Source organism: Pseudomonas sp. 3B-A001-10F (assembly GCF_056313565.1).
Map to the genome: position 1 here is coordinate 181,465 of NZ_JBQYFW010000002.1, position 24,518 is coordinate 205,982.

A 24,518-nucleotide genomic window follows, 5' to 3' on the forward strand; every position below is an offset into this window, starting at 1 on the left:
AACGAAGCTCGTCGGGGCAGACCGAGTGCCATGCACCGACTTACGACAAATCAACATTGGATCGCGGATTTGCGCAGTAAAGACAGCTCCGTGGAGCTGCCTCGGAAAACGCCGGATGTTATCACAAGAGCCGCCACGCACCTATCCCCCTGATGCGCATGGAGCATAGTTAGTTGACCGGTGACAGGCTTAACGGGGACGAGAGAGGCTCAGAGCTTCTTTGAATGCAGAATTGGGGCTTGGTTTAGCGATGTTTATTGACATTTAGGGCCCCTTCGCGAGCAGGCTCGCTCCCACATTGTTCTGTGGTGATCACAAAACCTGTGGGAGCGAGCCTGCTCGCGAAGAAGACAACGCAGACATCAAGCCAATCAGTGCAGGCGCTTGCGGCACATCAACTGGGCCATTTTCGCGGTATCCGGGCGCTCGACGATGCCTTTTTCGGTGACGATCGCGTCGATCAGGTCGGCCGGCGTCACGTCAAATACCGGGTTGAACGCTTCAACGTCCGCGCCGACGCGCTTGCCACCCACTTCGAGCAACTCGGCGCCATCACGCTCCTCGATCGGGATGTCGTCACCGCTGGCCAGATTCATGTCGATGGTCGAACTTGGCGCCACCACCATGAAACGCACGCCGTGGTGCATGGCGTTGACCGCCAGTTGGTAGGTGCCGATCTTGTTGGCCACGTCACCGTTGGCGGTGATGCGGTCCGCACCGACGATCACCCAGGTCACGCCTTTGGTTTTCATGATGTGCGCAGCGGCGGAGTCGGCATTCAGGGTGACCGGAATGCCTTCGTTGGCCAGCTCCCAAGCGGTCAGGCGCGAACCCTGCAGCCACGGACGGGTTTCATCGGCGTAAACGCGCTCGACCATGCCTTCCAGATAAGCCGCGCGAATCACCCCCAGCGCCGTACCGAACCCGCCGGTAGCCAGCGCACCGGTGTTGCAGTGAGTCAGAATCGCCTGCGCATTGCCCTGGTGCTTGCGGATCAGGTCAACGCCGAGCTGGGCCATGGTCAGGTTGGCTTCGCGGTCGCTTTCATGAATGGCAATGGCTTCGGCTTCCAGCGCCGCCAACGGGTCGGCGTTGCCTTTCAGACGATCCAGTCGATCGTGCATCCGGCCCAACGCCCAGAACAGATTGACCGCGGTCGGACGAGAATCGGCCAGCAAGGCGAAATCTTCTTCCAGCGCCGCAGCCCAGTCGCCACCTTCGGTCAGACGGGCACGGGCCGCCAGCACAATGCCATAGGCTGCGCTGATGCCGATGGCCGGCGCACCGCGCACCACCATCGAACGAATCGCCTCGGCCACGCCGGCGGCGCTGGTGTAGGCAATCCAGGTTTCCTCGAACGGCAAAATACGCTGATCCAGCAGGTGGAGCGCGCCATCTCGCCAATCGATGGCCTTTACTTTCTCCGCAGCCAACAGTCGATCGCGCATCCCTCACCCCGTACTCATGAACAAAAGCCGCCGATTATAGCGATCCCCCCGCGAAGACGCTCGGGTATACTTCGCCATCCTTTACAAAAGCACTGGAACCGCCCCTCGATGCCGAAACCTGCCATTGCGCTCGACTTATTATTGCTGCCGACCTGGCTGGTACCCGTCGAACCTGCAGGCGTTGTGCTCAAGGAGCACGGCCTGGGCATCCGCGACGGTCGCATCGTGTTTATCGGCCCGCGCGCCGAAGCATTGAAGTGTAACGCCACAGAAACCCGGGAATTGCCGGATGTGCTGCTCGCCCCCGGCCTGATCAACGCGCACGGTCATGCGGCGATGACGCTGTTTCGTGGCCTGGCCGATGATTTGCCGCTGATGACCTGGCTGGAAGATCACATCTGGCCGGCCGAGGCCAAGTGGGTCGATGAAGATTTCGTTCGCGATGGGACTGATTTGGCTATCGCCGAGCAGATCAAGGGCGGCATCACCTGTTTCTCGGACATGTATTTCTACCCGAAAGTCGCCAGCGAGCGCGTGCACAACAGCGGTATTCGCGCGCAGATCGCCATTCCAATCCTTGATTTCCCGATTCCGGGCGCCAGCAGCGCCGATGAAGCCATTCGTCAGGGCGTCGAGTTGTTCGGCGATCTCAAGCACCATGAACGGATCAAGATCACCTTCGGCCCCCATGCACCGTACACCGTCGGTGACGAAAACCTCGAGAAAATCCGTGTGATTGCCGAGGAGCTGGACGCCTCGATCCATATGCACGTGCACGAAACCGCTTTCGAAGTTCAGCAAGCGCTGGAGCAGCGCGGTGAACGTCCGCTCGCGCGCCTCGGCCGTCTCGGCCTGCTCGGCCCGCGCTTCCAGGCCGTGCACATGACCCAGATCAGCGATGACGACCTGGCGTTGCTGGTAGAAAGCAATACCAGCGTGATCCACTGCCCGGAATCGAACCTGAAACTCGCCAGCGGCTTCTGCCCGGTCGAGCGTTTGTGGCAGGCTGGCGTCAACGTGGCCGTTGGCACCGATGGCGCCGCCAGCAATAACGATCTCGATCTGCTCGGCGAAACCCGTACCGCTGCACTCCTGGCCAAAGCCGTCGCCGGCTCGGCCACTGCGCTGGACGCCCATCGAGCGCTGCGCATGGCCACGCTGAATGGCGCGCGCGCACTGGGGATCGAGGCGCAAGTCGGCTCGCTGGAAATTGGCAAAGTTGCCGACATAGTCGCTTTCGACCTGTCCGGCCTAGCGCAGCAACCGGTATATGACCCGGTCTCGCAGCTTATATATGCCACCGGTCGCGATTGCGTGAAACACCTGTGGGTCGCCGGCAAGCAACTGCTGGACGACCGCCGCCTGACGCGCATGGACGAAGAGCAACTGGGCGCCACCGCCCGGACCTGGGGCCAGCGCATCAGCGGCCACTCCGAATCGTAAACACCTTGGCGCAAACGCCAGGGCTACAGCACTTTTAAAGTTTTAGAGGATTTAACATGAGCAACGTCGACCACGCCGAAATCGCCAAATTCGAAGCCTTGGCCCATCGCTGGTGGGACCGCGAAAGCGAGTTCAAACCACTGCACGACATCAACCCGCTGCGGGTCAACTGGATTGACGAGCGGGTCAATCTGGCCGGCAAGAAAGTCCTCGACGTCGGTTGCGGCGGCGGCATCCTCAGCGAAGCCATGGCGCAACGCGGTGCCACGGTAATGGGCATCGACATGGGCGAAGCGCCGCTGGCGGTCGCGCAACTGCATCAGCTGGAATCCGGCGTCAGCGTTGAGTACCGCCAGATCACCGCCGAAGCCCTGGCCGAAGAAATGCCGGAGCAGTTTGACGTGGTCACGTGCCTGGAAATGCTCGAGCACGTGCCGGATCCGTCGTCAGTGATCCGCGCCTGCTTCCGCATGGTCAAGCCGGGCGGTCAGGTGTTCTTCTCGACCATCAACCGCAACCCGAAGGCCTACCTGTTCGCCATCATCGGCGCTGAATACATCATGAAGCTGCTGCCGCGCGGCACCCACGATTTCAAAAAATTCATCCGCCCGTCCGAGCTGGGTGCCTGGAGCCGCATGGCCGGCCTGACCGTCAAAGACATCATCGGCCTGACCTACAACCCGCTGACCAAGCACTACAAACTGGCCAGCGACGTTGACGTCAACTACATGATCCAGACCCTGCGCGAGGAGTAAGCCGATGGCGATCAGAGCAGTTCTTTTCGACATGGACGGCACCCTGCTCGACACGGCGCCGGACTTCATCGCCATCTGCCAGGCCATGCGTGCAGATCGCGGCTTGCCGCCGATCAACGACAAGCACATCCGCGACGAGATTTCCGGTGGCGCCAAAGCCATGGTCGCGGTGACGTTTTCGATAGACCCGGAATCGCCGGGCTTCGAAGAACTGCGTCTGGAGTTCCTTGAGCGCTATCTGGTTGGCTGCGCCGTGCACAGCAAACTGTTTGACGGCATGGGTGAACTGCTGGCCGATATCGAAAAGGCCAAGCTGATCTGGGGCGTGGTCACCAACAAACCACTGCGCTTTGCCGAGCCGATCATGCAGCAACTGGGATTGGCTGAGCGTTCGGCCTTGCTGATCTGCCCGGATCACGTGAAGAACAGCAAGCCGGATCCGGAGCCATTGATCCTCGCGTGCAAGATGCTTGATCTGGATCCGGCGACGGTGCTGTTTGTCGGCGATGATCTGCGTGATATCGAATCGGGGCGCGATGCCGGTACGAAAACGGCAGCGGTGACGTTCGGCTACATCCACCCGGACGACAACCCGCGGCATTGGGGGGCGGACGTGGTGGTGGATCATCCGTCGGAGCTGCGCAAGGTGCTCGATAGCGCGCTTTGCAGTTGCTGAGACCTGACGCAGAGCGTCATTGGCTGCATTCCCACGCAGAGCGTGGGAACGATCTGACTTGATGAGGTTTTTATGTTTGATTACTCCGCTCGCCCCGAATTGCTCAAGGATCGGGTCATTCTGGTCACCGGTGCCGGTCGCGGGATCGGCGCGGCAGCCGCAAAAACCTATGCCGCCCATGGCGCTACGGTACTGCTGCTGGGCAAGACCGAAGCGAACCTGACGCAGGTGTATGACGAGATCGAAGCTGCCGGGCATCCGCAACCCGCCGTGATTCCGTTCAATCTGGAAACCGCCCTGCCCCATCAGTACGATGAGCTGGCCGCGATGATCGAAACCGAGTTCGGCCACCTCGACGGCCTGCTACACAACGCTTCGATCATCGGCCCGCGCACGCCGATCGAACAGTTGTCCGGTGAAAACTTCATGCGCGTGATGCAAGTCAACGTTAACGCCATGTTCATGCTGACCAGCACCCTGCTGCCGCTGCTCAAACTGTCGCAGGATGCCTCGGTGGTGTTCACCTCCAGCAGCGTCGGGCGCAAGGGCCGTGCGTACTGGGGCGCTTATGGCGTGTCGAAATTCGCCACCGAAGGCTTGATGCAAACCCTGGCCGATGAAGTCGACGGCGTAGCACCGGTACGCTCCAACAGCATCAACCCGGGCGGCACGCGCACCAGCATGCGCGCACAAGCCTATCCGGGGGAAAACCCGCTGAACAATCCGACGCCCGAGGAGATCATGCCGGTCTACCTGTACCTGATGGGCCCGGACAGCACGGGCATCAATGGCCAGGCGTTCAACGCGCAATAACTGCCATACGTCGCTTTTGTTGCCGTGGCAGATTCCTGTCGCGGCATGCATTTGCCGCTGGCGACTGTCATATTTCAGTCAATTTTCCACCGCACCCCTCCCCCTTGCTCAGCCAACTTGTTGATTCCAAACGGTTTAAATAAAACCGAACCGAATGGCACGACTTTCGCTCTAAATATCCTCAAAGCATGCCGTGTGAAGGCAGTGGGGCAAGGCCGATTTCGATAGCTGACTAATCGTCTTCAGGCAGACTAAACTTACGCCAAATGTCCTACGGGACTGATGGATCAGTATGACGCGCAGCCCATAGCCGCTCTCACCCAGCCTGTAAGACAGACTTACTGCTTTAGGGGCTCACGCCATATGAAATCACCCTCCCAGACCAATGCAATTGACTTTGACAGTGCCAAATTGCAACGCCTGGGCTTTGGTCAGCTGCCTCCCCTTCTGGAGCGACCGGCCAGTCTTGCGCAATTGCGCCAGCAAATGAGCCTGCAACTGCAAACCAGCCTCGAGCCGCAACGCATCCTCGGTCTGTTTTTCCGCGAAGTTCAGCGTCTCGTGCCCCTGGACGCGCTTAGCTACGTGCATCAGGGCAGTGACCTGCGTCTGGAGTTCGGTGCCCGCGGCCACCACTCGATCAGCTATACCCTGAGCCACGAAGGCGAGCACATGGGCGAACTGGTGTTCCGTCGCAATCAGCGCTTCAACGACACGGAACAAGGTCAGCTGGAGTCGTTACTCTCATCCTTGCTGTACCCGATGCGCAACGCGCTGCTTTATCGCGAGGCGACTCAGAGTGCCCTGCGCGATCCGCTTACCGGCGCCGGTAACCGCATCGCCATGGAGCAAACCCTGCAGCGGGAGATCGATATGTCTCGCCGACATCAGCAACCGTTATCGCTGCTGATGCTCGATATCGACCACTTCAAACGGGTCAACGACAGCCATGGCCACAGCGCCGGCGATGACGTGCTTAAAGCCATCGCGGCGACAATCAAGGCTCAACTGCGCAACGTCGACATGGTGTTCCGTTACGGTGGCGAAGAGTTTCTGGTGCTGCTGTCCAACACCAGCCGGGATGCGGCGGCAATGGTCGGCGAACGCCTTCGTTATGCGACGCAGGCGGCCGAATACTATGCCGATGGGCAGTTGATTGAATTGACGGTGAGCCTGGGATGTTCGACGTTGTTGCCGGGCGAATCGGCTGACAGCTTGCTGCGGCGCGCCGACAGTGCGTTGTATGTGGCCAAGCGTGAAGGTCGCAACCGCCTGGCGATGGCGGGCTAAGCTATTCAACCAACACAAAACAGTGTGGGAGCGAGCCTGCTCGCGAATGCGATCTGACATTCAACCATGAGTTGACTGGCATACCGCTTTCGCGAGCAGGCTCGCTCCCACATTGGTTTTGCGTGAAGACGAATATCAGCTCTCGACTACCGCCCTGCGCTCTCGGTTGACCAGCAAGCGTTCCGACGTCTCCAGTTGCATGCAACGCTCCAGAAACAGATACATGTAGTCATAGCTCTTGCAGACGGCCTGACGCAACTCGGCCTGCAAGGCCTTGCTCGGGTTCATCCCGGCCAGGGTGCAGATGATTTCCAGCGCCTCCCACGGATGGGCATCGTCGTACTGGGCATGCATCTTCAACCACTTCATCGCGCGCTTGCGATCCTCTTCGGGAAACGCTGCGGCATACACGCCGGTGGAGCAGACCAGCGCCGACCACTCCCCGGTCGCGCCTTCGATAGCATAGTTGGTGGCCGCGATGGCCACAATCAACGAATCGGCTGAGCTGGTGTGCCAGCACCAATGACTCAAGGCATGCAGTTCGGGCGGCACATGTTGGGCCTGAAGGTCTTCCAGACTGACGCCATGTGCACGACTCCAGTGCACCCAATAATCCGCATGATTGAGTTCAACGCGGATATTGCGCATCAGCCAGCGCCGCGCCATGTCTTCGCCCGGATGCCGGGCAAACCTGGTTTTGGTGAGATTCTGCGCCATGTACAACGCAAACTGCTCAACCACCGGCCAGCCCCCGATCAGGTACTGACGCATGGTTCTGGCGCTGAGCTTGTTATCACGCATGCGCAGGTAAAGTTCATGTTCGACAACCCGGCGCTTGCTCTCGCTGCAATCCGCAATGAGCTGTTGTGCCCAGGCAGGATAACTTGCAGCTTCCATGAGTGGTCCGGTTCGGTTGAATGTGTCGATCACTGTTCGGCTCCTTTTGATTTGTGATTGTAAGGATCGGCGAGAGACTTCAACGGAACGTGCCAGGCGCTTTGAATAACAGCGGGTGCGGTCTGGCGGGCCGACTTTGCAAACTGTCGCAGGTAAACAACTGTGGGCGTTCTATAACATAACCCTGAGCGTAATCCACACCAATTTCAAGCAGGGCCTGCTCGATCTGGGTTGTTTCAACAAACTCGGCAATTGTCTTTTTACCCATGACATGCCCGATGTGATTGATCACTTCGACCATTGCGCGGTTAATCGGGTCGTCCAGCATATCCTTTACGAAACTCCCGTCGATCTTCAGGAAGTCTACAGGCAAATGTTTCAGATAAGCGAATGAAGACATTCCGGCGCAAAAATCATCTAACGAAAAATAGCAACCTAAGCCTTTGAGTTCATTAATAAATCTTATTGCACTGCCCAGATTTGAAATTGCACTGGTTTCTGTAATTTCAAAACAAATCATTTCAGGCGGTATTGCATAGTTAACAAACTGCTCCCGCAGAAAGTGCAAAAACGCGTCATCTCCTATAGTAATGCCTGACAGATTAATCGCACACATTGCTAAAGGTTGTTGATGTTCTTGGGCAATACATTGAGCAATAACCTTAAATACATTCTGAACTACCCAACGATCCAGTTGACTCATCAAACCATAGCGCTCGGCGGCGGGAATGAAACTGTCCGGCAGAATCATCCGCCCGGCTTCATCGTGCAGACGCAGCAGAATCTCGATATGCCCACCGTTGTTGTCACCCGACTTGAGCGGAGCGATTTCCTGGGCGTACAGACAAAAACGGTTTTCCTCCAGGGCCATGTGCAAGCGTTGCACCCAGGCCATCTCACCAAAGCGCAGGGACAGTTCGGAATCGTCAGCGTGATAAACCTGCACGCGGTTGCGGCCCTTTTCCTTGGCCATGTAACAGGCCATATCTGCGGCACGCAATGAGGCTTCGAGGGTCGTCGGGACTTGTGCGATATGCACCAGGCCAATGCTCACGGTGGTCAGGAACGGCCGCCCCTTCCAGACAAAGTGCAGATTCTGCACAGTCTGACGCAGCGCCTCGGCAATCTTTTCCGCCGCGTCCGGCGCGCAGTTCTCCAGCAAAATGCCGAACTCATCACCACCCAGTCGCGCCAGCGTATCGCCCTCGCGCAGTCCGGACTGCAGCAGCGTACAAATGTGCCGCAACAACTCATCGCCGGCGGCATGGCCGCAGGTGTCGTTGACCAGTTTGAATTGATCAAGATCGAGGAACATCAGCGCATGCCGCCCGGTATGGCGGGTGAGATTGTGCAGCGCCTGCTCCAGGCGATATTCGAACTCGCGACGGTTAGCCAGCCCAGTCAGCGCGTCATGGGTGGCCTGCCACGACAGATTGGCGATGTATTGCCGTTCCTGGGTCATGTCGTGCAACACCAGCACCGTGCCACTGACCTTTCCGGCATTACGGATCGGCGCGCCGACCAGCGTCACCGACAATGTCGTGCCATCGAGGCGCTGGATCAGCTTCGAGTGCTCGCTGCCGCCACTGAGCTTGCCGCTGAGAATGTGCTCGATCAGGGTCAGCCCTTCGGACTGGGCGTTGTCGTCGAGCAGATTGAACAATGCCGCCAGCGGCAAACCCGCCGCCTGTTCGGCTTTCCAATGGGTCATGGCTTCAGCGGCCGGGTTCATGTAATCGATAGCGCCGCTGACGTCGGTGGTGATCACGCCATCACCGATCGAATGCAAGGTAACGTGCGCCCGATCCTTCTCCAGTTGCAGCGCCTCGGCAAAGGCATGGCGCTGTCTGAGCAACTTGTGCGTGCGCCACAGGGCCAGCACGATCAGCCCCAGCGCCGTGGCGAGATTGGTCAACAGCAGCAGCCGCAGGATCATCCGCGAGCCTTCGCCCAGCGCATCGCTGAAGGCTTTCGCGGCCGGGGTCACGCCATCGTTGATGGCAAAAATGCGTGCCTTCCAACCCTGGATATCGGCGCTGCTGGCGGTGTTTTGCGAAATGCTGCGGTGCATCTCCTGCGCCACGTCATCCAGCTCGACCAGATAGGCGTCACCGACCGTCCAGCGGTCAATTGCGGTTTCCAGATAACTGAAATGGCGGAAGTTGAGGTACAGCCAGATCAGGCTGGAAACATCGTCCGGGTGGTTGCCACCCTTGAGAATGCCTTCGCGCGCCGCAGCCAGATCCGGCGGCTGATGATCCAGCGCCAGGCGCAACTGATGCCCGCCTTGAGGCACACCGATCGCAGTGCGGTACTTGAGGAAAATCGCCTCGTCACGGCTGTCGGCGTAGAGATTGAGATAGTAAATCGCGTCTTTCTGGCCCTTGGACCAGAGGCTTTCACCAGCGACGTAACCGCGAACCGCCGAGAGCACGTAAAGACTCACGCCGCCCAATAACGCTTGAAACAACACGACGGCAATAAATGGCCAGACGATGCCCAACAACCGTGGCGTTCCGAGAGTCCGCTTTTGCTTCATGAGATCCCTTGCGCAAGCACTGCCAGATGAACACCGGAAAATCCCGCTCCTGACAGCTCAGCCTAGGCTAATTTTCGCCAAGTCAAAGGGACAGCTCTGCCGTCCTCTAGGTCGATTGTGCAAATGGCGGGACTGTACGGGCGTTCCGAGTGATTTTACTTAATGCAATTCAAGCACTAAGCACAGAAACCGGCACGAAACTCAAGGGCGCTGGATCTGCTGCAGATGACCATAGAGCTTGGCATACAGACCACCATCGGCAATCAGCTGCTGGTGATCGCCGTCCTCAGCGACCTGACCGCCATCGAACACCAGCACGCGATCAGCCTGTTTCACCGCCGACAGTCGGTGGGCAATGATCAGCGTGGTGCGGCCATTGAGGAAGCGCGCCATGGCCTGATGCAGGTTGTACTCGGTGGCCGCGTCGAGGGCCGAGGTGGCTTCGTCGAGGATCACGACTTTCGGCTCGGCGAGGATCATCCGCGCGATGGCCAGACGTTGCCGCTGCCCGCCGGACAGGCGCACGCCGGAGCGGCCGACGATACTGTCCAGCCCATTGGGCAAGGCGCGGATGGTCGCTTCGAGCTGAGCGATTTCCAGCGCCTGCCAGCACGCCTCGTCACTGCGGGTGCGGCCCATGGTCAGGTTGGCGCGCACGGTGTCGTTGAACAGCGCCGGGTGCTGCAACACCACCGCGACGTTTTCGCGAACCGTGTCCAGACCGATTTCCTGCTGGGTCGAACCGCCGAAGCGGATGGTGCCGGACAGTGGCGTATAGAGCCCGAGCAGCAATTGCACGAGGGTACTTTTGCCGCCGCCACTGGCGCCGACAATCGCGACTTTTTCACCGGGAGCAATCGACAGATTCAGCTGATCCAGCACCAGGTCATCGCCGTAGCCGAAGCTCAGGCCCTGTACCTGAATACCTACGGTGTCCCGGCCCTTGAACGGATCGACACCGCCAGGATATTGCGGCTCATCGGCGCGCGCCAGCAGTTCGTTGATCCGCGCCAGCGCCCCGCCCGCCGCGTAATAGGCATATTGCAGATTGAGCAGTTGTTCAACCGGACCGATCATGAACCACAGGTAGCTGAACACCGCGAGCATCTGGCCGATCGACAGGTCGGAGAACAACACCGTGAGCATCGCCGCCGCGCGAAAAATGTCGATGCCGAACTGGAACAACAAACCGCTGGCACGGTTGGAAGCGTCGGTTTTCCACTGCGAGTTGACCGCATAGTTACGCACTTCCTGCGCCCGCAGGCCGAGCCGCCCGAGGAAGAAACCCTGACGGTTGCCGGCACGGATCTCCTGAATCGCATCGAGGGTTTCGCTCAACGCCTGGGTGAAGCGCGAGGTGCTGTCGTTCTCAAGCTTCTTCAGGTGTTTGACGCGTTTGCCCAACTGCACCGTGGCGTAGATCACCAGCGGGTTGAACAGCAGAATCAGCAGCGCCAGTTTCCAGTGCATCCACATCAGGATGCTCGCGGTGCCGACCAGCGTCAGCATCGCCACCAGAAAGCGACTGAGGGTTTCGCCGACGAATTTGTCGAGGGTATCCAGATCGGTGACCAGGTGCGTCGTTACTGTGCCGCTACCGAGGCTTTCGTATTCGCCGAGGGAAATCCGCTTGAGGCGTTCGATCAGACGCACGCGAATACGATAGACGATGTCCTTGGCCAGCCGTGCAAACAGCCGCGACTGCAACACGCCGAAGCACAGCGAACTGCAACGCAGGGTAAGGGTCACCAGCAACATCAGGCCGATATAGCCGGCCGCTTGCTGCCACATCGTCGGCAGCACATGGTTCATGACTTTCAGCGCGGCATCGCCATGGCCGAGCAGGACTTCGTCCACCAGCAATGGCAGCAGCAATGGGATCGGCACGCTGCACAGCGTCGCCAGCACAGCCACGCCGTTGGCAATCCATAGGGATTTTTTGTGAGTGAGTGCCAGTCGCCGGACTTCTGCCCAGCTCAGCCGGTCGACACGCTTTACGGCTGGCGTGTCATCGGCCAGGTCAGGCACAGGCGGCGCGCTCCAGCCAGCGGCCGAGCAATGGCGACAGTTCGCTGAGCGGTTGATAGCCATTGGTCAGCAGCGCCAGTTGGCCATTGCGTTCGGCGAGCAGGGTCGGGAAACCGGCGATGCCCAGATCCTGCACCCAACTGAAATCGGCCTGAGTGGCTTTGTGCTGGTCGGCATGATCGAACAACGCTGCGAACTCGATGCGCGGCACACCGGCCTTCTCCGCCAACTCGACCAGTACACTGGCCTGGGTGACATCGCGGCCCTCAGCGTAAAACGCCTGCTGGATCAGTCCGACCAATGTCCACGCGCAATCCGGCGCCAAACTGCGCGCCGTGACGATCGCGCGGCAGGCAGGCTCGGTGTCGTAGACAAAACCGTCAGGTAACGCACCTTCAAACTTGAACGGTTGACCGGTGGCCTCGGTGACCGCTTGCCAGTGTTCAAGAATGTAGCGACGCGTGGTCGGCTCCAGTGCCGAGCCGCTGCCGGTGCGCAAACCACCGACCACCAGATGCAACTCCACCCCGGCTGCTTGCGCCTGCTCAACCAATGCCTTGGCCACCGGAGCAAAACCCCAGCACCACGAACACATCGGATCCATCACATAGAGCAGACGCGCAGACATGATTAAGCCTCGGTGGATGCTTGCTTGTAGTTGTAGCCGATCGGGTGCGGCATGTTGCGCGCCTTGGCCAGTTCGATCTGCTTCTGCCGGTCGATGGCGCTGCGGCGGGTTTTCTCGCTCAACGTGTCCCAGCAATGCGGGCAGCTGATGCCGGCAACGTAATGCTCGCTGGTGCGATCTTCAACACTGACCGGTGTGCGACAGGCATGACATTGATCGTAGTCGCCTTCGCTGAGGTCGTGACGCACGGTCACACGGTTGTCGAACACGAAGCAGTCGCCCTGCCACTTGGTTTCTTCCTGCGGCACCTCTTCGAGGTACTTCAGGATGCCACCCTTGAGGTGGTAAACCTCTTCGAAACCCTCGCCGAGCATGTAGCTCGAAGCTTTCTCGCAGCGAATGCCACCGGTGCAGAACATTGCGACCTTCTTGTGCACGGCCGGGTCGAAGTGTTCTTTGATGTAGTCGGGAAATTCGCGAAAACTGGTGGTTTTCGGATCGATGGCGCCTTCGAAAGTGCCGATCGATACCTCGTAATCGTTACGGGTGTCGATCAACAGCACTTCCGGGTCGCTGATCAACGCGTTCCAGTCTTGCGGATCAACGTAGGTGCCGACCTTTTTGTTCGGGTCGACGCCTTCGACACCGAGGGTGACAATCTCTTTCTTCAGTTTGACCTTGGTGCGATAGAACGGCTGCTCGTCGCAGTACGACTCTTTGTGATCGATGTCGATCATGCGTGGGTCGTTCTTCAGCCAGGCGAGCAGACCGTCGATGCCTTCGCGAGTGCCGGACACCGTGCCGTTGATGCCTTCTTCGGCGATCAGCAGGGTGCCTTTGATCTGGTTGTCGACCATCGCTTGCAGCAGCGGCTCGCGCAGGTTGACGTAATCTTCGAGGGTGACGAACTTATACAGTGCCGCCACGACAATCGGTTGTGTCATGGGTATTTCTCCAGGTGGCTACCCTCGCAAAGGGTGAACCGGATTCAAAAAAAAACGCGCCGGGTGAGCGGCGCGTTGCGGATTCTAGCAAAAAACCGAAGCTTAATGCTTACTGCCGCCAGCACAGGTCGGCGATGCCGGAGCGGCGCCGATCTCTGCCCATTCCTGCGGGGTGTAGGTGTGCAGCGCCAACGCATGGAACTCGCCCATCAGCTCGCCGAGCGTGCCGTAGACTTTCTGGTGGCGCTTGACCCGGTTCAGGCCGTCGAACTGCGCGCTGACCACTACGGCCTTGAAGTGCGTCTGCAACCCGCGACTGTGCATGTGGCTTTCATCCAGCACTTGCAGGTGCTCAGGCTGAAGCAGGGCCAGCGTCGATTCGATGCGTTGTTGCATGGTCATCACGAACTCCGCTTACTTCTTCTTGGCCGGCGCAGCAGCGCCTTTCGGGTCCAGCTCTTTGGTCATGTCGTCGAGCAGCTTGTTGACGACAGGCACGGCGCTTTCCAGTTTGGCCTGGGTCATCTGGGCCGATTGCTGAGTCAGCTGCGGCATTTTTTCCAGGACTTTCTTGCCCAGTGGCGACTTGTAGAACGCGACCAGATCTTTCAGCTCGGATTCGCTGAAGTTGCTGGTGTAAAGCTTGACCATGTCAGGCTTGAGCTTGTTCCAGCCGATGGCCTGGTCCAGGGCGGCGTTGGCCTTGGCCTGGTAGGTTTCCAGTACGGCTTTCTTGGCTTCCGGGGCTTTGGTCTGTTCAAAACGCTGAGCGAACATTTGCTGCACTTGCATGTACACCGGAGTGCCCAGCTTGTCAGCGTGCGCCAGGGTCAGGAAAGCTTCAGCACTGGCGTTGTGGCTGGCGGTATCGGCAAGCACCTGGCCGCTGGCGCAAACCAGTGCAACCGCGGTGCAGATGGCACGAAGACGAGTCATCGAGTTTCCTTTTCAGCTAGGCGAGGTAAAACCCCAAGGGCGACCATTCTGCGCCTAAAAAACCTCGTGGCTCAACCCCCGAGCCTTGCCGTGCTTGATTGGCCGGGTTTTACCGGTCAACAATCGGCTCGATGGAACCACCACGGCCGATGCCGGCCTAAACTGCGCAAACAGACCAACAGGAGTGTGCACGATGAGCCGTATCGAAACCGACAGCCTGGGCCAGATCGAAGTCCCGGACGACGCCTACTGGGGTGCTCAGACGCAACGCTCGCTGATCAACTTCGCCATTGGTCAGGAACGCATGCCGCTGCCGGTACTGCACGCTCTGGCCCTGATCAAGAAAGCCGCTGCACGGGTCAACGACCGTAACGGCGATTTGCCCGCCGACATCGCCCGCCTGATCGAACAGGCTGCCGACGAAGTGCTCGACGGCCAGCACGACGACCAGTTTCCGCTCGTCGTTTGGCAGACCGGCAGCGGCACGCAGAGCAATATGAACGTCAACGAGGTGATTGCCGGGCGCGCCAACGAGCTGGCCGGCAACCCGCGCGGCGGCAAGACGCCGGTGCACCCGAACGATCACGTCAACCGCTCGCAAAGCTCCAACGACTGCTTCCCCACCGCCATGAGCATTGCCACCGCCCAGGCCGTGCAGGAACAACTGCTGCCGGCGATCGCCGAGTTGTCCGGTGGTCTCGCCGAACTGGCGGCGCGGCACATGAAACTGGTGAAGACCGGGCGCACGCACATGATGGACGCGACGCCGATCACCTTCGGTCAGGAGTTGTCCGGGTTCATCGCGCAGCTGGATTACGCCGAACGCGCAATCCGCGCTGCATTGCCAGCCGTGTGTGAACTGGCTCAGGGCGGCACCGCGGTCGGCACCGGGCTGAATTCACCGCATGGTTTTGGTGAGGCGATTGCTGCAGAACTGGCGGCGCTGTCCGGCCTGCCCTTCGTCACCGCGCCGAACAAGTTCGCCGCCCTCGCCGGCCACGAACCGCTGACCAGCCTGTCCGGTGCGCTGAAAACCCTCGCCGTGGCGCTGATGAAAATCGCCAACGACCTGCGCCTGCTCGGCTCCGGTCCCCGCGCAGGTTTTGCCGAAGTGCGGCTGCCGGCAAATGAGCCGGGCAGCTCAATCATGCCCGGCAAGGTCAACCCGACCCAGTGCGAAGCGCTGTCGATGCTCGCCTGTCAGGTGCTGGGCAACGACGTGACCATCGGCATTGCCGCGAGTCAGGGTCACTTGCAGTTGAACGTGTTCAAACCGGTGATCATCCACAACCTGCTGCAATCGATCCGCCTGCTTGCCGATGGTTGCAGCAACTTCCAGCAGCACTGCATTGCCGGGCTGGAGCCGGACGCCGAAGTCATGGCCCGACACCTGGAGCGCGGGCTGATGCTGGTGACGGCACTGAATCCGCACATTGGTTATGACAAATCAGCGGAGATCGCCAAGAAGGCTTACAGCGAAGGGCTGACCTTGCGTGAGGCGGCGTTGGCGTTGGGCTATCTGACGGATGAAGAGTTTGATGCGTGGGTGCGGCCGGAGAATATGATCGAGGCAGGCGCCAAGGGTTAAGTTTTGTAGAGCCTGAAAGTCCGTCTTCGCGAGCAAGCTCGCTCCCACATTTGGGCGCATTTCCAACATGAGAATGCAGTCGAATGTGGGAGCGACGGTGCGACGATTCGACTTGCTCGCGAATGGGGGCGACGCGGTTTAACTGGCTGCCATCTTCAACCGCCGCGCCTTCAACCCGGCAATCAACGAAGGCCCCAACGCCACCAGCGCCGACCCCAGCACCACCAGCACCGCCCCGCCATAACCCAACCCGTTGATCTGCTCGGCATGCACATATTCCGGCCAGATCCCCGCCGCAATCGCCACCGCACCAAAGGTCACCAACGGCGTGATCGCCAACGTCGCACTGACCCGCGACGCCTCCCAATGCGCCAGCGCTTCAGCGAACGCGCCATAGGCAATCAGCGTGTTCATACAGCACGCCAGCAGCAGCCAGCCCTGCAACGGGCTGAGGTTCAGCGCTTCGAGCGGGTGTACCCACGGCGTCAGCAGCAATGCGCAAAACAGATAAATCACCATCATCACCTGCAGCGAATTCCACACCGTCAGTAACTGCTTTTGGCCCAGCGCATAAAAGGTCCACACCGTCGACGCCAACAGCACCAGCAACACCCCGGCGGTGTAATCCGACAACGAGGTCAGCAACTCTGCCAGTCGTTGATTGAAAAACAGCACGAAACCGATCAACAGCACCGCCAACCCGATTCCCTGACCAATACTGAAACGCTCCTTGAACACAAACAGACTAGCGATCAACAACATGATCGGGCCCATCTGCACCACCAGTTGCGCGGTGCCGGGGCTGAGCAGATTGAGTCCCATCAGGTACAACACATAGTTGCCGACCAGCCCGAGCACCGCCATCAGCACCAGCCAGCCGCCCTTGGGGCCCAGCACTTTGCGACTGGGCAGACGTTTCACCGCCGCCAGATAGATGAACAGACAGCCACCGGACACCAGCAGACGAAACCAGGTCACCGTGACCGGGTCCATCACCAGCAACACCTGTTTGAGCTTGATCGGCAGGATGCCCCACAGAAACGCGGTCAGCAGCGCCAGGAACAAGCCGTACACCCAGCGACCCGATGAAATGTGCATGGAAACCCCAAAGCCTGCTGACAAGTGCGCTCATTCTAGGCGCGCCATGAACCGACACACAGGGACAGTTAAAGCCAGGACGTGAATGAAACTGTGCAGGTCGCAGCATTAAATTGACGTCGCGCCGTTGATCGGCTGTACAGGCGCGCCAAATGCTTCAGGCATAAGCTCATTGAATGCCTTTCAGCGCACCAGCCAAGGAGACCGATCATGTTAGCAATGCGCGCGCAGGACAGCGCCCCCGCCACGCACTTTCGCAGTGATCGCTTGTGCCGGGTCAATGGCGAACTGTTTTTCAGCACTCGGGAAAATACCCTCGAGGGGCCGTTTGAGAGTGCCGAGAAGGCTGAGCAGGAAATAAAGGCGTATATCGCGCGGATGCAGCTACAGGATTCCAACCGGTAGACCCAGTCGATCCCTTCGCGAGCAAGCTCGCTCCCACATTGGATCTCTGGTGTACACAAAATCAGTGTTCACTGAAGATCTACTGTGGGAGCGAGCTTGCTCGCGAAGAGGGCTGAACAGACAACTAGTGAATTGAGGATTAACGCACCGCCTCAAACAACCCCGTCGCGCCCATCCCGCCGCCGACGCACATGGTGACGATGCCGTAACGCAGATTACGCCGCTGCAACTCCCGCACCAGATGCCCGACCTGCCGCGACCCGGTCATGCCAAACGGGTGACCAATGGAAATCGAGCCGCCATTGACGTTGTATTTCTGATTATCGATCTCCAGCCGATCCCGGCTGTACAGGCACTGCGAAGCAAACGCCTCGTTCAGTTCCCACAGATCGATATCCGCCACCTGCAAGCCTTTGGCTTTGAGCAGCTTCGGCACCGAGAACACCGGGCCGATGCCCATTTCGTCCGGCTCGCAACCGGCCACGGTGAAGCCGCGAAAAAATGCTTTCGGCTTGAGGCCCAACTGCAAGGCTTTCTCCAGGCTCATCACCAGCGTCATCGACGCACCGTCGGACAGCTGCGACGAGTTGCCCGCCGTCACCGAACCATCCTCAGCAAACACCGGTTTCAACCCGGCGAGACTTTCATAGGTGGTGTCCGGGCGATTGCAGTCGTCGCGATCAACCACACCGTCGAGAATCTGCACTGCACCGGTGTTTTTGTCCTCGACGCGGTACTTCACCGCCATCGGCACGATTTCATCGTTGAACAGTCCGGCAGCCTGCGCCTGAGCGGTGCGGATCTGGCTCTGCAATGAATAGCGATCCTGCGCTTCACGGCTGACGCCATAACGCCGCGCGACCACTTCGGCGGTCTGGCCCATCGTGTAGTAGATGCCCGGTGTTTGCTGTTTGAGCAGCGGGTTGATCAGGTGATCGGTGTTGACGCTTTTCATCGTCAGGCTGATCGACTCGACGCCGCCGGCCACGATGATGTCGCTGCAACCCGAGGCAATCTGGTTGGCAGCAATCGCAATCGCCTGCAAACCCGATGAACAGAAACGGTTGAGGGTCATGCCGGCGGTGCCGGTGCCCAGGCGCGACAGCACTGCCACATTGCGGCCGATGTTGTAACCCTGCGCACCTTCGTTGGAGCCGGCGCCGACGATGCAATCCTCGACGCTGGCCGGATCGATGTCGTTGCGCTCAAGCAGCGCGTTGACGCAATGGGCCGCCATATCATCGGGACGGGTCTGGTTGAACTTGCCGCGAAAGGACTTGGCCAGGCCAGTCCGCACGCTGTCGACGATCACCACTTCACGCATGGCATACCTCATTGTTGTGGTCAGTTGAGAGTGGACCGAGCATAAGTCCACTGCATCAACGACCGCGACAATCATTCACCCCGCGTATGCGCGTCTATCGGCTCAATCCTTGTGTTTCTTTGCGCGCTTGTCGGATTTCTCGAAGGCGTCTTCCAGCGCGCGGTTGATCGTGCGCAACACTTTGACCCTGGCCCAGCGTTTGTCATTGGCTTCGACCAGCGTCCATGGCGAGATCTCCGAACTGGTGCGGTCGACCATATCGCCCACGGCGGCCCGGTAGGCGTCCCATTTGTCGCGATTGCGCCAGTCGTCTTCGGTGATCTTGAAGCGTTTGAAGGGGATCGCTTCGCGCGCCTGGAAACGCTCCATCTGCGTGTCTTTATCAATCGCCAGCCAGAACTTGACGACGATCACTCCGGCGTCGGACAGCTGCTCTTCGAAATCGTTGATTTCGCCGTAGGCACGCAACCAGTCGGCCGGCGTGCAGAAACCCTCAATCCGCTCTACCAGCACCCGGCCGTACCAAGAGCGGTCGAACACGGTGAACTTGCCGCGCGCCGGAATGTGCCGCCAGAAGCGCCACAAGTACGGCTGAGCGCGCTCCTCCTCAGTCGGTGCGGCGATCGGCACGATGTTGTATTGCCGTGGATCGAGCGCCGCCGCAACCCGACGGATCGCCCCGCCCTTGCCGGCGGCATCGTTGCCTTCGAACACCGCCACCAGCGCGTGGCGGCGCATGCGTTTGTCGCGCATCAGCCCAGACAAGCGCGCCTGCTCGGTGATCAGTTGTTCCTCGTAGTCTTTCTTCTCCAGACGCTGGGTCAGGTCGAGGCTGTCGAGCAGGTTCAACTGATCGACCGGCGTGCCCAACGGCGCGGCGCTGACATCGTGCGGATGCACGTCCGGACGCTTCAGCGCATTTTGCAAACCTTCGAGGAGAATCTTGCCGACCGCCAGGCTGCGATAGTTGGCGTCGGCGCCTTCGATCACATGCCACGGCGCGTAATCGCGACTGGTACGGCGCAGCACGCGCTCGCCGTATTTGACGAACTTGTCGTAGGTTTCCGATTGCTGCCAGTCCAGCGGGCTGATGCGCCAGCTGTGCAGCGGATCATCGGCCAATGCTTTGAGCCGGGCCTTCATCTGTTTCTTGGACAGGTGAAACCAGAACTTGAAGATCAGCGCGCCTTCATCGCAGAGCATCTTTTCCAGACGCTCGGCGCCGGCGATCGCCTGATCCAGACGCGGATCCTTGAACAAGCCATGCACCCGCCCCTGCAGCATCTGGCTGTACCAGTTGCCGAAAAAGATGCCCATGCGCCCCTTGGCCGGGAGCATTCGCCAGTAGCGCCATGCCGGAGGCCGTGACAATTCCTCATCGGTCTGCTGATCGAAGGTGCGCACTTCGATCAGGCGCGGGTCCATCCACTCGTTGAGCAACTTGACCGTCTCGCCCTTGCCCGCGCCTTCAATGCCGTTGATCAGGATGACCACCGGAAAACGCTTCTGCTGCTGCAGTTCGAACTGAGCTTCGAGCAAGGCTTCACGCAATGCCGGGACGGCCGCATCAAAGGTGTCGTTGTCGATGGCGTGACCGATTTCAGCGGATTCAAACATGGGACGGCTCCTTCCAGGATTCAGCAAGACTAGCGGATTGGGCACAGCAGCGGCGCAGAAATTCCCGCGGCTGGCGGATTGTCCGTGAGTCAACGGGCGCAAGCCTTGCCATGGATCAAGCAGCCCCTGCGCGATCGGCTAGAATGGCCGCCTTGTCGTTGCCGAGCCTGCCATGAAACCTGTATTGCCCCACGCCCAACTCGATTGGGATGACCACGGACGCCCGCGTTCGCGGGTATTCGATGACGTGTACTTTTCCGACCAGTCGGGGCTGGAAGAAACCCGTTACGTGTTCCTCGAACAGAACCGCCTGGCCGAGCGTTTTGCCGCGCTGCCGGCGGGTGGGCGACTGGTCATCGGTGAAACCGGTTTTGGCACCGGGCTGAATTTTCTCTGCGCCTGGCAGTTGTTCGAGCAACACGCCATGGCGGGTGCGCGCCTGCACTTCGTCAGCGTCGAAAAATACCCGCTGAGCCCAGCCGACCTGAAACGTGCCTTGGCCCTGTGGCCGGAACTCAAGCCACTGGCCGATCAGTTACTACGGCATTACGTGGCGATCCATGCCGGCTTTCAGCGCATCACCCTGGCCCACGGCCGCGTGACGCTGACGCTGTTGATCGGCGATGCCCTGGAACAACTGCCGCAACTCGACGCGCAGATTGATGCGTGGTTTCTCGACGGTTTCGCCCCGGCAAAAAACCCCGACATGTGGACTGCCGAACTGTTTGTCGAGCTGGCGCGACTGGCAGCGCCCGGCTCAACCATCAGCACCTTCACCAGTACCGGTTGGGTCCGCCGTTTGCTCAACGCTGCCGGGTTCAAAATGAAGCGCACGCCGGGCATCGGTCACAAGTGGGAAATCCTCCGTGGCGAGTTTCTCGGCTGGCCGGCGGAAGTGACGCCGCCGACACCGGAAAAACCCTGGTTCGCTCGTCCTGCACCGATCGCGGCTGAACGTCGAGCGCTGGTGATTGGCGCCGGTCTCGCCGGCTGCGCCACCGCGTCCAGCTTGGCCGCACATGGCTGGCAGGTGACGTTGCTCGAACGCCATGCGGCGGTGGCGCAAGAAGCCTCGGGCAATCCGCAGGGCGTGCTGTACCTGAAATTGTCCGCCCACGGCACGGCGCTGTCGCAGCTGATTGTCAGCGGTTTCGGTTACACCCGACGCCTGCTGGAAACCCTGCAACGCGGCACCGACTGGGACGCTTGCGGCGTGCTGCAACTGGCATTCAATGCCAAGGAAGCCGAGCGTCACGCCCAGTTGGCCGAAGCCTTTCCCGAAGATCTGTTGCAGTGGCTGGATCAGCCCGAGGCGCAGGCCCATGCCGGGGTCGGTCTGGCCCATGGCGGCTTGTACTATCCCGAAGGCGGTTGGGTGCATCCGCCGGCGTTGTGTCAGGCGCAAGCGGCGCAGGCGAACATCGAACTGCTCAATCATTGCCAAGCACTGCAACTGCGCAGGGTCGATGACCAGTGGCAAGCCCGCGACGGTGACCGCTTGCTCGCCAGCGCGCCGGTCGTGGTGTTGGCCGGTGCCGCCGACATCAAATGTTTTGCGCAGAGCGCCGAGTTACCGCTCAAGCGCATTCGCGGGCAGATCACCCGTCTCGCCGAAACCGCAGAAAGCCAGGCACTGGCCACTGTGGTCTGCGCCGAAGGCTACGTCGCGCCTGCCCGTCTGGGCGAACACACCCTCGGCGCCAGTTTCGATTTCAACAGCGATGACCTGACGCCAACCACCGCCGAACACGTGGGCAATCTGGCGATGCTCGAAGAGATCTCAAGCGATCTGGTTACGCGTTTGCACATCAGCGATCAGCCGGTCGAAAATCTTCAGGGCCGCGCAGCCTTTCGCTGCACCAGCCCTGACTATTTGCCGATTGTCGGCCCCCTCGCCGACCGCGAAGCGTTCCTCGACACCTACTCGGTGCTGAGCAAAGACGCCCGCCAAGTGCCGGACATCGCCTGCCCTTGGCTGGACGGTTTATACGTCAACAGCGGCCACGGCTCTCGCGGGCTGATTACCGCGCCATTGTCCGGCGAACTGCTCGCTGCGTGGCTGGACAACGAACCTCTGCCGCTGCCACGCAGCGTCGCCGAAGCCTGTCACCCCAACCGCTTTGCGTTACGTCGGTTGATTCGCGGCAAATGAACTGAAGACCACGGGCCATGACGATGGCCCACTGGTCTGACGGCGCCGCTTATAACTTATCGTTCTAAAACTCCCACAACCGCACCGGGTCAGTTTCTGAGTACCGGCCATTTCGGCCGCTGAAGAAACACCCTCCCCAACGGAAAAACCGGTAAGGACTTTATGTGCGGATTAGCTGGCGAGTTACGTTTTGATCAACAACCTGCAGACCTTGCAGCGATCGAGAGAATCACCCATCACCTGGCCCCTCGCGGCCCCGACGCGTGGGGTTTCCATGCCCAAGGGCCGATTGCCCTGGGTCACCGTCGCCTGAAAATCATGGACCTGTCGGACGGCTCGGCGCAGCCGATGATCGACAGCCAGTTGGGCTTGTCCCTGGCCTTCAACGGCGCGATCTACAACTTCCCGGAACTGCGTGCCGAACTTGAAGCGCTGGGTTACGCGTTCTACTCCGGTGGCGACACCGAAGTGCTGCTCAAGGGCTACCACGCCTGGGGCGAAGCGCTGCTGCCGAAGCTCAATGGCATGTTCGCGTTTGCCATTTGGGAACGCGACGCCAAACGCCTGTTCATCGCCCGCGACCGTCTCGGCGTGAAGCCTTTGTACCTGTCGCGTACTGGCCAGCGTCTGCGCTTTGCCTCGGCGTTGCCAGCGTTGCTCAAGGGCGGCGACATCAACCCGATCCTCGATCCGGTGGCGCTCAATCATTACCTGAATTTCCATGCCGTGGTCCCCGCGCCACGCACCCTGCTGGCCGGCATCGAAAAACTGCCACCGGCGACCTGGATGCGCGTTGAAGCCGATGGCACCACCGAACAGAAAACCTGGTGGACCCTGCCTTACGGCCCACACGATGATGAGAAAAATCTGACCCTCGAAGATTGGGTTGATCGCGTCCTCGACAGCACCCGCGAAGCGGTGGCGATTCGTCAACGCGCGGCAGTGGATGTCGGTGTGCTGCTGTCCGGCGGCGTCGATTCGAGCATGCTCGTCGGCCTGTTGCGTGAAGTCGGCGTCGACAACCTTTCGACCTTTTCCATCGGTTTCCAGGATGCCGGCGGCGAACGCGGTGACGAATTTCAGTACTCGGATCTGATCGCCAAACACTACGGCACTCAGCATCATCAACTGCGCATCGACGAGAAAGAAATCATCGAGCAATTGCCCGCCGCGTTCCGCGCGATGAGCGAGCCGATGGTCAGCCATGACTGCATCGCCTTCTATCTGCTGTCGCGCGAAGTGGCCAAGCATTGCAAAGTGGTGCAGAGCGGCCAGGGTGCTGACGAGTTGTTCGCCGGTTATCACTGGTACCCGCAAGTCGACGGCGCGGCCGATCCGTACGCGGCGTATCGCAACGCATTTTTCGACCGCAGCTACGATGACTACGCCGCCACCGTGCAGCCGAAATGGCTGACCGCGAACGATGCCGCAGGCGACTTCGTCAAGAAACATTTCGCCCAGCCCGGCGCCGAGGCCGCAGTGGACAAAGCCCTGCGTCTGGACAGCACGGTGATGCTGGTCGATGACCCGGTCAAACGCGTCGACAACATGACCATGGCCTGGGGTCTGGAGGCGCGTACGCCGTTTCTCGACTATCGACTGGTAGAACTCTCGGCCCGAGTGCCTGGCCAATTCAAGCTGCCTGACGGCGGCAAACAAGTGCTCAAAGAAGCCGCGCGCCGAGTCATCCCGAGTGAGGTGATCGACCGTAAAAAAGGCTACTTCCCGGTGCCGGGCCTCAAGCACTTGCAGGGCGACACGCTGAACTGGGTGCGCGAACTGCTGCTCGATCCGAGTCAGGATCGCGGTCTGTTCAACCCGGCCATGCTCGACAAATTGCTAACCGATCCGCAAGGCCAACTGACGCCGTTGCGCGGTTCGAAGTTGTGGCAACTGGCTGCCCTGAACCTGTGGCTCAGTGAACAAGGAATCTGATT

General features: G+C 59.9%; 20 protein-coding genes. 9 read left to right on the top strand and 11 right to left on the bottom strand.

Annotated elements, in window-relative coordinates:
- Positions 1-371 precede the first annotated feature (371 nt).
- The gene (gene mtnA, locus AC0ZWN_RS03180; protein ID WP_093435305.1) at positions 372-1,448 is read right to left on the bottom strand and encodes an S-methyl-5-thioribose-1-phosphate isomerase; all 1,077 of its coding nucleotides are present in this window, start codon (positions 1,446-1,448) and stop codon (positions 372-374) included.
- Positions 1,449-1,556: 108 nt separating this feature from the next.
- Here mtnA and AC0ZWN_RS03185 point away from each other — a divergent pair, with 108 nt between their 5' ends.
- The 5 genes from AC0ZWN_RS03185 to AC0ZWN_RS03205 all read left to right on the top strand — a co-directional run bounded on the left by AC0ZWN_RS03185 (position 1,557) and on the right by AC0ZWN_RS03205 (position 6,425).
- Entirely contained in the window at positions 1,557-2,891 is a 1,335-nt protein-coding gene (locus AC0ZWN_RS03185) for a TRZ/ATZ family hydrolase (protein WP_476334028.1), read from the top strand.
- 56 nt (positions 2,892-2,947) lie between these two features.
- Positions 2,948-3,646, top strand: coding sequence for a bifunctional 2-polyprenyl-6-hydroxyphenol methylase/3-demethylubiquinol 3-O-methyltransferase UbiG (ubiG, locus tag AC0ZWN_RS03190; protein WP_093435309.1), 699 nt, complete (start codon positions 2,948-2,950; stop codon positions 3,644-3,646).
- Between the two features lie 4 nt (positions 3,647-3,650).
- Positions 3,651-4,322: an N-acetylmuramic acid 6-phosphate phosphatase MupP gene (gene mupP, locus AC0ZWN_RS03195; RefSeq protein ID WP_476334029.1), complete on the top strand. Its 672-nt coding sequence runs from the start codon at positions 3,651-3,653 to the stop codon at positions 4,320-4,322.
- Between the two features lie 72 nt (positions 4,323-4,394).
- On the top strand, positions 4,395-5,135 hold the full coding sequence (locus AC0ZWN_RS03200) for a YciK family oxidoreductase (protein ID WP_025113079.1): 741 nt from the start codon (positions 4,395-4,397) through the stop codon (positions 5,133-5,135).
- A 363-nt stretch (positions 5,136-5,498) separates the two neighbouring features.
- Complete coding sequence (locus AC0ZWN_RS03205; RefSeq protein WP_476334030.1) at positions 5,499-6,425, top strand: GGDEF domain-containing protein; 927 nt, start codon at positions 5,499-5,501, stop codon at positions 6,423-6,425.
- A 135-nt stretch (positions 6,426-6,560) separates the two neighbouring features.
- Here the strand turns inward: AC0ZWN_RS03205 and AC0ZWN_RS03210 are convergent, their stop codons facing one another.
- The 7 genes from AC0ZWN_RS03210 to AC0ZWN_RS03240 form a co-directional block, all read right to left on the bottom strand.
- The gene (locus AC0ZWN_RS03210) at positions 6,561-7,322 is read right to left on the bottom strand and encodes a TenA family transcriptional regulator (RefSeq protein WP_189661354.1); all 762 of its coding nucleotides are present in this window, start codon (positions 7,320-7,322) and stop codon (positions 6,561-6,563) included.
- 79 nt (positions 7,323-7,401) lie between these two features.
- Positions 7,402-9,861: an EAL domain-containing protein gene (locus tag AC0ZWN_RS03215; protein WP_476334031.1), complete on the bottom strand. Its 2,460-nt coding sequence runs from the start codon at positions 9,859-9,861 to the stop codon at positions 7,402-7,404.
- A gap of 201 nt (positions 9,862-10,062) precedes the next feature.
- Entirely contained in the window at positions 10,063-11,889 is a 1,827-nt protein-coding gene (locus AC0ZWN_RS03220; RefSeq protein WP_093435319.1) for an ABC transporter ATP-binding protein, read from the bottom strand.
- Positions 11,882-12,484: a DsbA family protein gene (locus AC0ZWN_RS03225; RefSeq protein ID WP_175559631.1), complete on the bottom strand. Its 603-nt coding sequence runs from the start codon at positions 12,482-12,484 to the stop codon at positions 11,882-11,884. Before AC0ZWN_RS03225 ends, AC0ZWN_RS03220 begins: the two co-directional genes overlap by 8 nt.
- A gap of 35 nt (positions 12,485-12,519) precedes the next feature.
- A complete protein-coding gene (gene trhO / locus AC0ZWN_RS03230) occupies positions 12,520-13,461 on the bottom strand; it encodes an oxygen-dependent tRNA uridine(34) hydroxylase TrhO (RefSeq protein ID WP_099756885.1) in 942 nt (313 codons plus the stop codon).
- A gap of 102 nt (positions 13,462-13,563) precedes the next feature.
- The gene (locus AC0ZWN_RS03235) at positions 13,564-13,863 is read right to left on the bottom strand and encodes a BolA family protein (RefSeq protein ID WP_007908388.1); all 300 of its coding nucleotides are present in this window, start codon (positions 13,861-13,863) and stop codon (positions 13,564-13,566) included.
- Positions 13,864-13,875: 12 nt separating this feature from the next.
- Complete coding sequence (locus AC0ZWN_RS03240) at positions 13,876-14,397, bottom strand: DUF2059 domain-containing protein (RefSeq protein WP_095120531.1); 522 nt, start codon at positions 14,395-14,397, stop codon at positions 13,876-13,878.
- Between the two features lie 193 nt (positions 14,398-14,590).
- Here AC0ZWN_RS03240 and AC0ZWN_RS03245 point away from each other — a divergent pair, with 193 nt between their 5' ends.
- Entirely contained in the window at positions 14,591-15,985 is a 1,395-nt protein-coding gene (locus AC0ZWN_RS03245; RefSeq protein WP_007908383.1) for a class II fumarate hydratase, read from the top strand.
- A 138-nt stretch (positions 15,986-16,123) separates the two neighbouring features.
- Here the strand turns inward: AC0ZWN_RS03245 and AC0ZWN_RS03250 are convergent, their stop codons facing one another.
- Positions 16,124-17,083: a DMT family transporter gene (locus tag AC0ZWN_RS03250; protein ID WP_476334033.1), complete on the bottom strand. Its 960-nt coding sequence runs from the start codon at positions 17,081-17,083 to the stop codon at positions 16,124-16,126.
- A 210-nt stretch (positions 17,084-17,293) separates the two neighbouring features.
- Between AC0ZWN_RS03250 and AC0ZWN_RS03255 the strand changes: the two genes are divergently transcribed.
- Positions 17,294-17,488 (top strand): DUF6316 family protein, encoded by a 195-nt coding sequence (locus AC0ZWN_RS03255; protein ID WP_476334035.1) that lies wholly within the window; start codon positions 17,294-17,296, stop codon positions 17,486-17,488.
- A 139-nt stretch (positions 17,489-17,627) separates the two neighbouring features.
- On the opposite strand, the gene AC0ZWN_RS03260 is transcribed toward AC0ZWN_RS03255, so the two are convergent.
- Together AC0ZWN_RS03260 and pap are read right to left on the bottom strand one after the other, a co-directional pair.
- Positions 17,628-18,812, bottom strand: a complete 1,185-nt coding sequence (locus AC0ZWN_RS03260) for a thiolase family protein (protein WP_427120430.1) — start codon at positions 18,810-18,812, stop codon at positions 17,628-17,630.
- Between the two features lie 102 nt (positions 18,813-18,914).
- Entirely contained in the window at positions 18,915-20,429 is a 1,515-nt protein-coding gene (gene pap / locus AC0ZWN_RS03265) for a polyphosphate:AMP phosphotransferase (protein ID WP_476334037.1), read from the bottom strand.
- A gap of 172 nt (positions 20,430-20,601) precedes the next feature.
- Here pap and mnmC point away from each other — a divergent pair, with 172 nt between their 5' ends.
- Together mnmC and AC0ZWN_RS03275 are read left to right on the top strand one after the other, a co-directional pair.
- On the top strand, positions 20,602-22,581 hold the full coding sequence (gene mnmC / locus AC0ZWN_RS03270; RefSeq protein WP_476334039.1) for a bifunctional tRNA (5-methylaminomethyl-2-thiouridine)(34)-methyltransferase MnmC2/FAD-dependent 5-carboxymethylaminomethyl-2-thiouridine(34) oxidoreductase MnmC1: 1,980 nt from the start codon (positions 20,602-20,604) through the stop codon (positions 22,579-22,581).
- Between the two features lie 162 nt (positions 22,582-22,743).
- The gene (locus tag AC0ZWN_RS03275) at positions 22,744-24,516 is read left to right on the top strand and encodes an N-acetylglutaminylglutamine amidotransferase (RefSeq protein WP_476334041.1); all 1,773 of its coding nucleotides are present in this window, start codon (positions 22,744-22,746) and stop codon (positions 24,514-24,516) included.
- Positions 24,517-24,518: the final 2 nt, after the last annotated feature.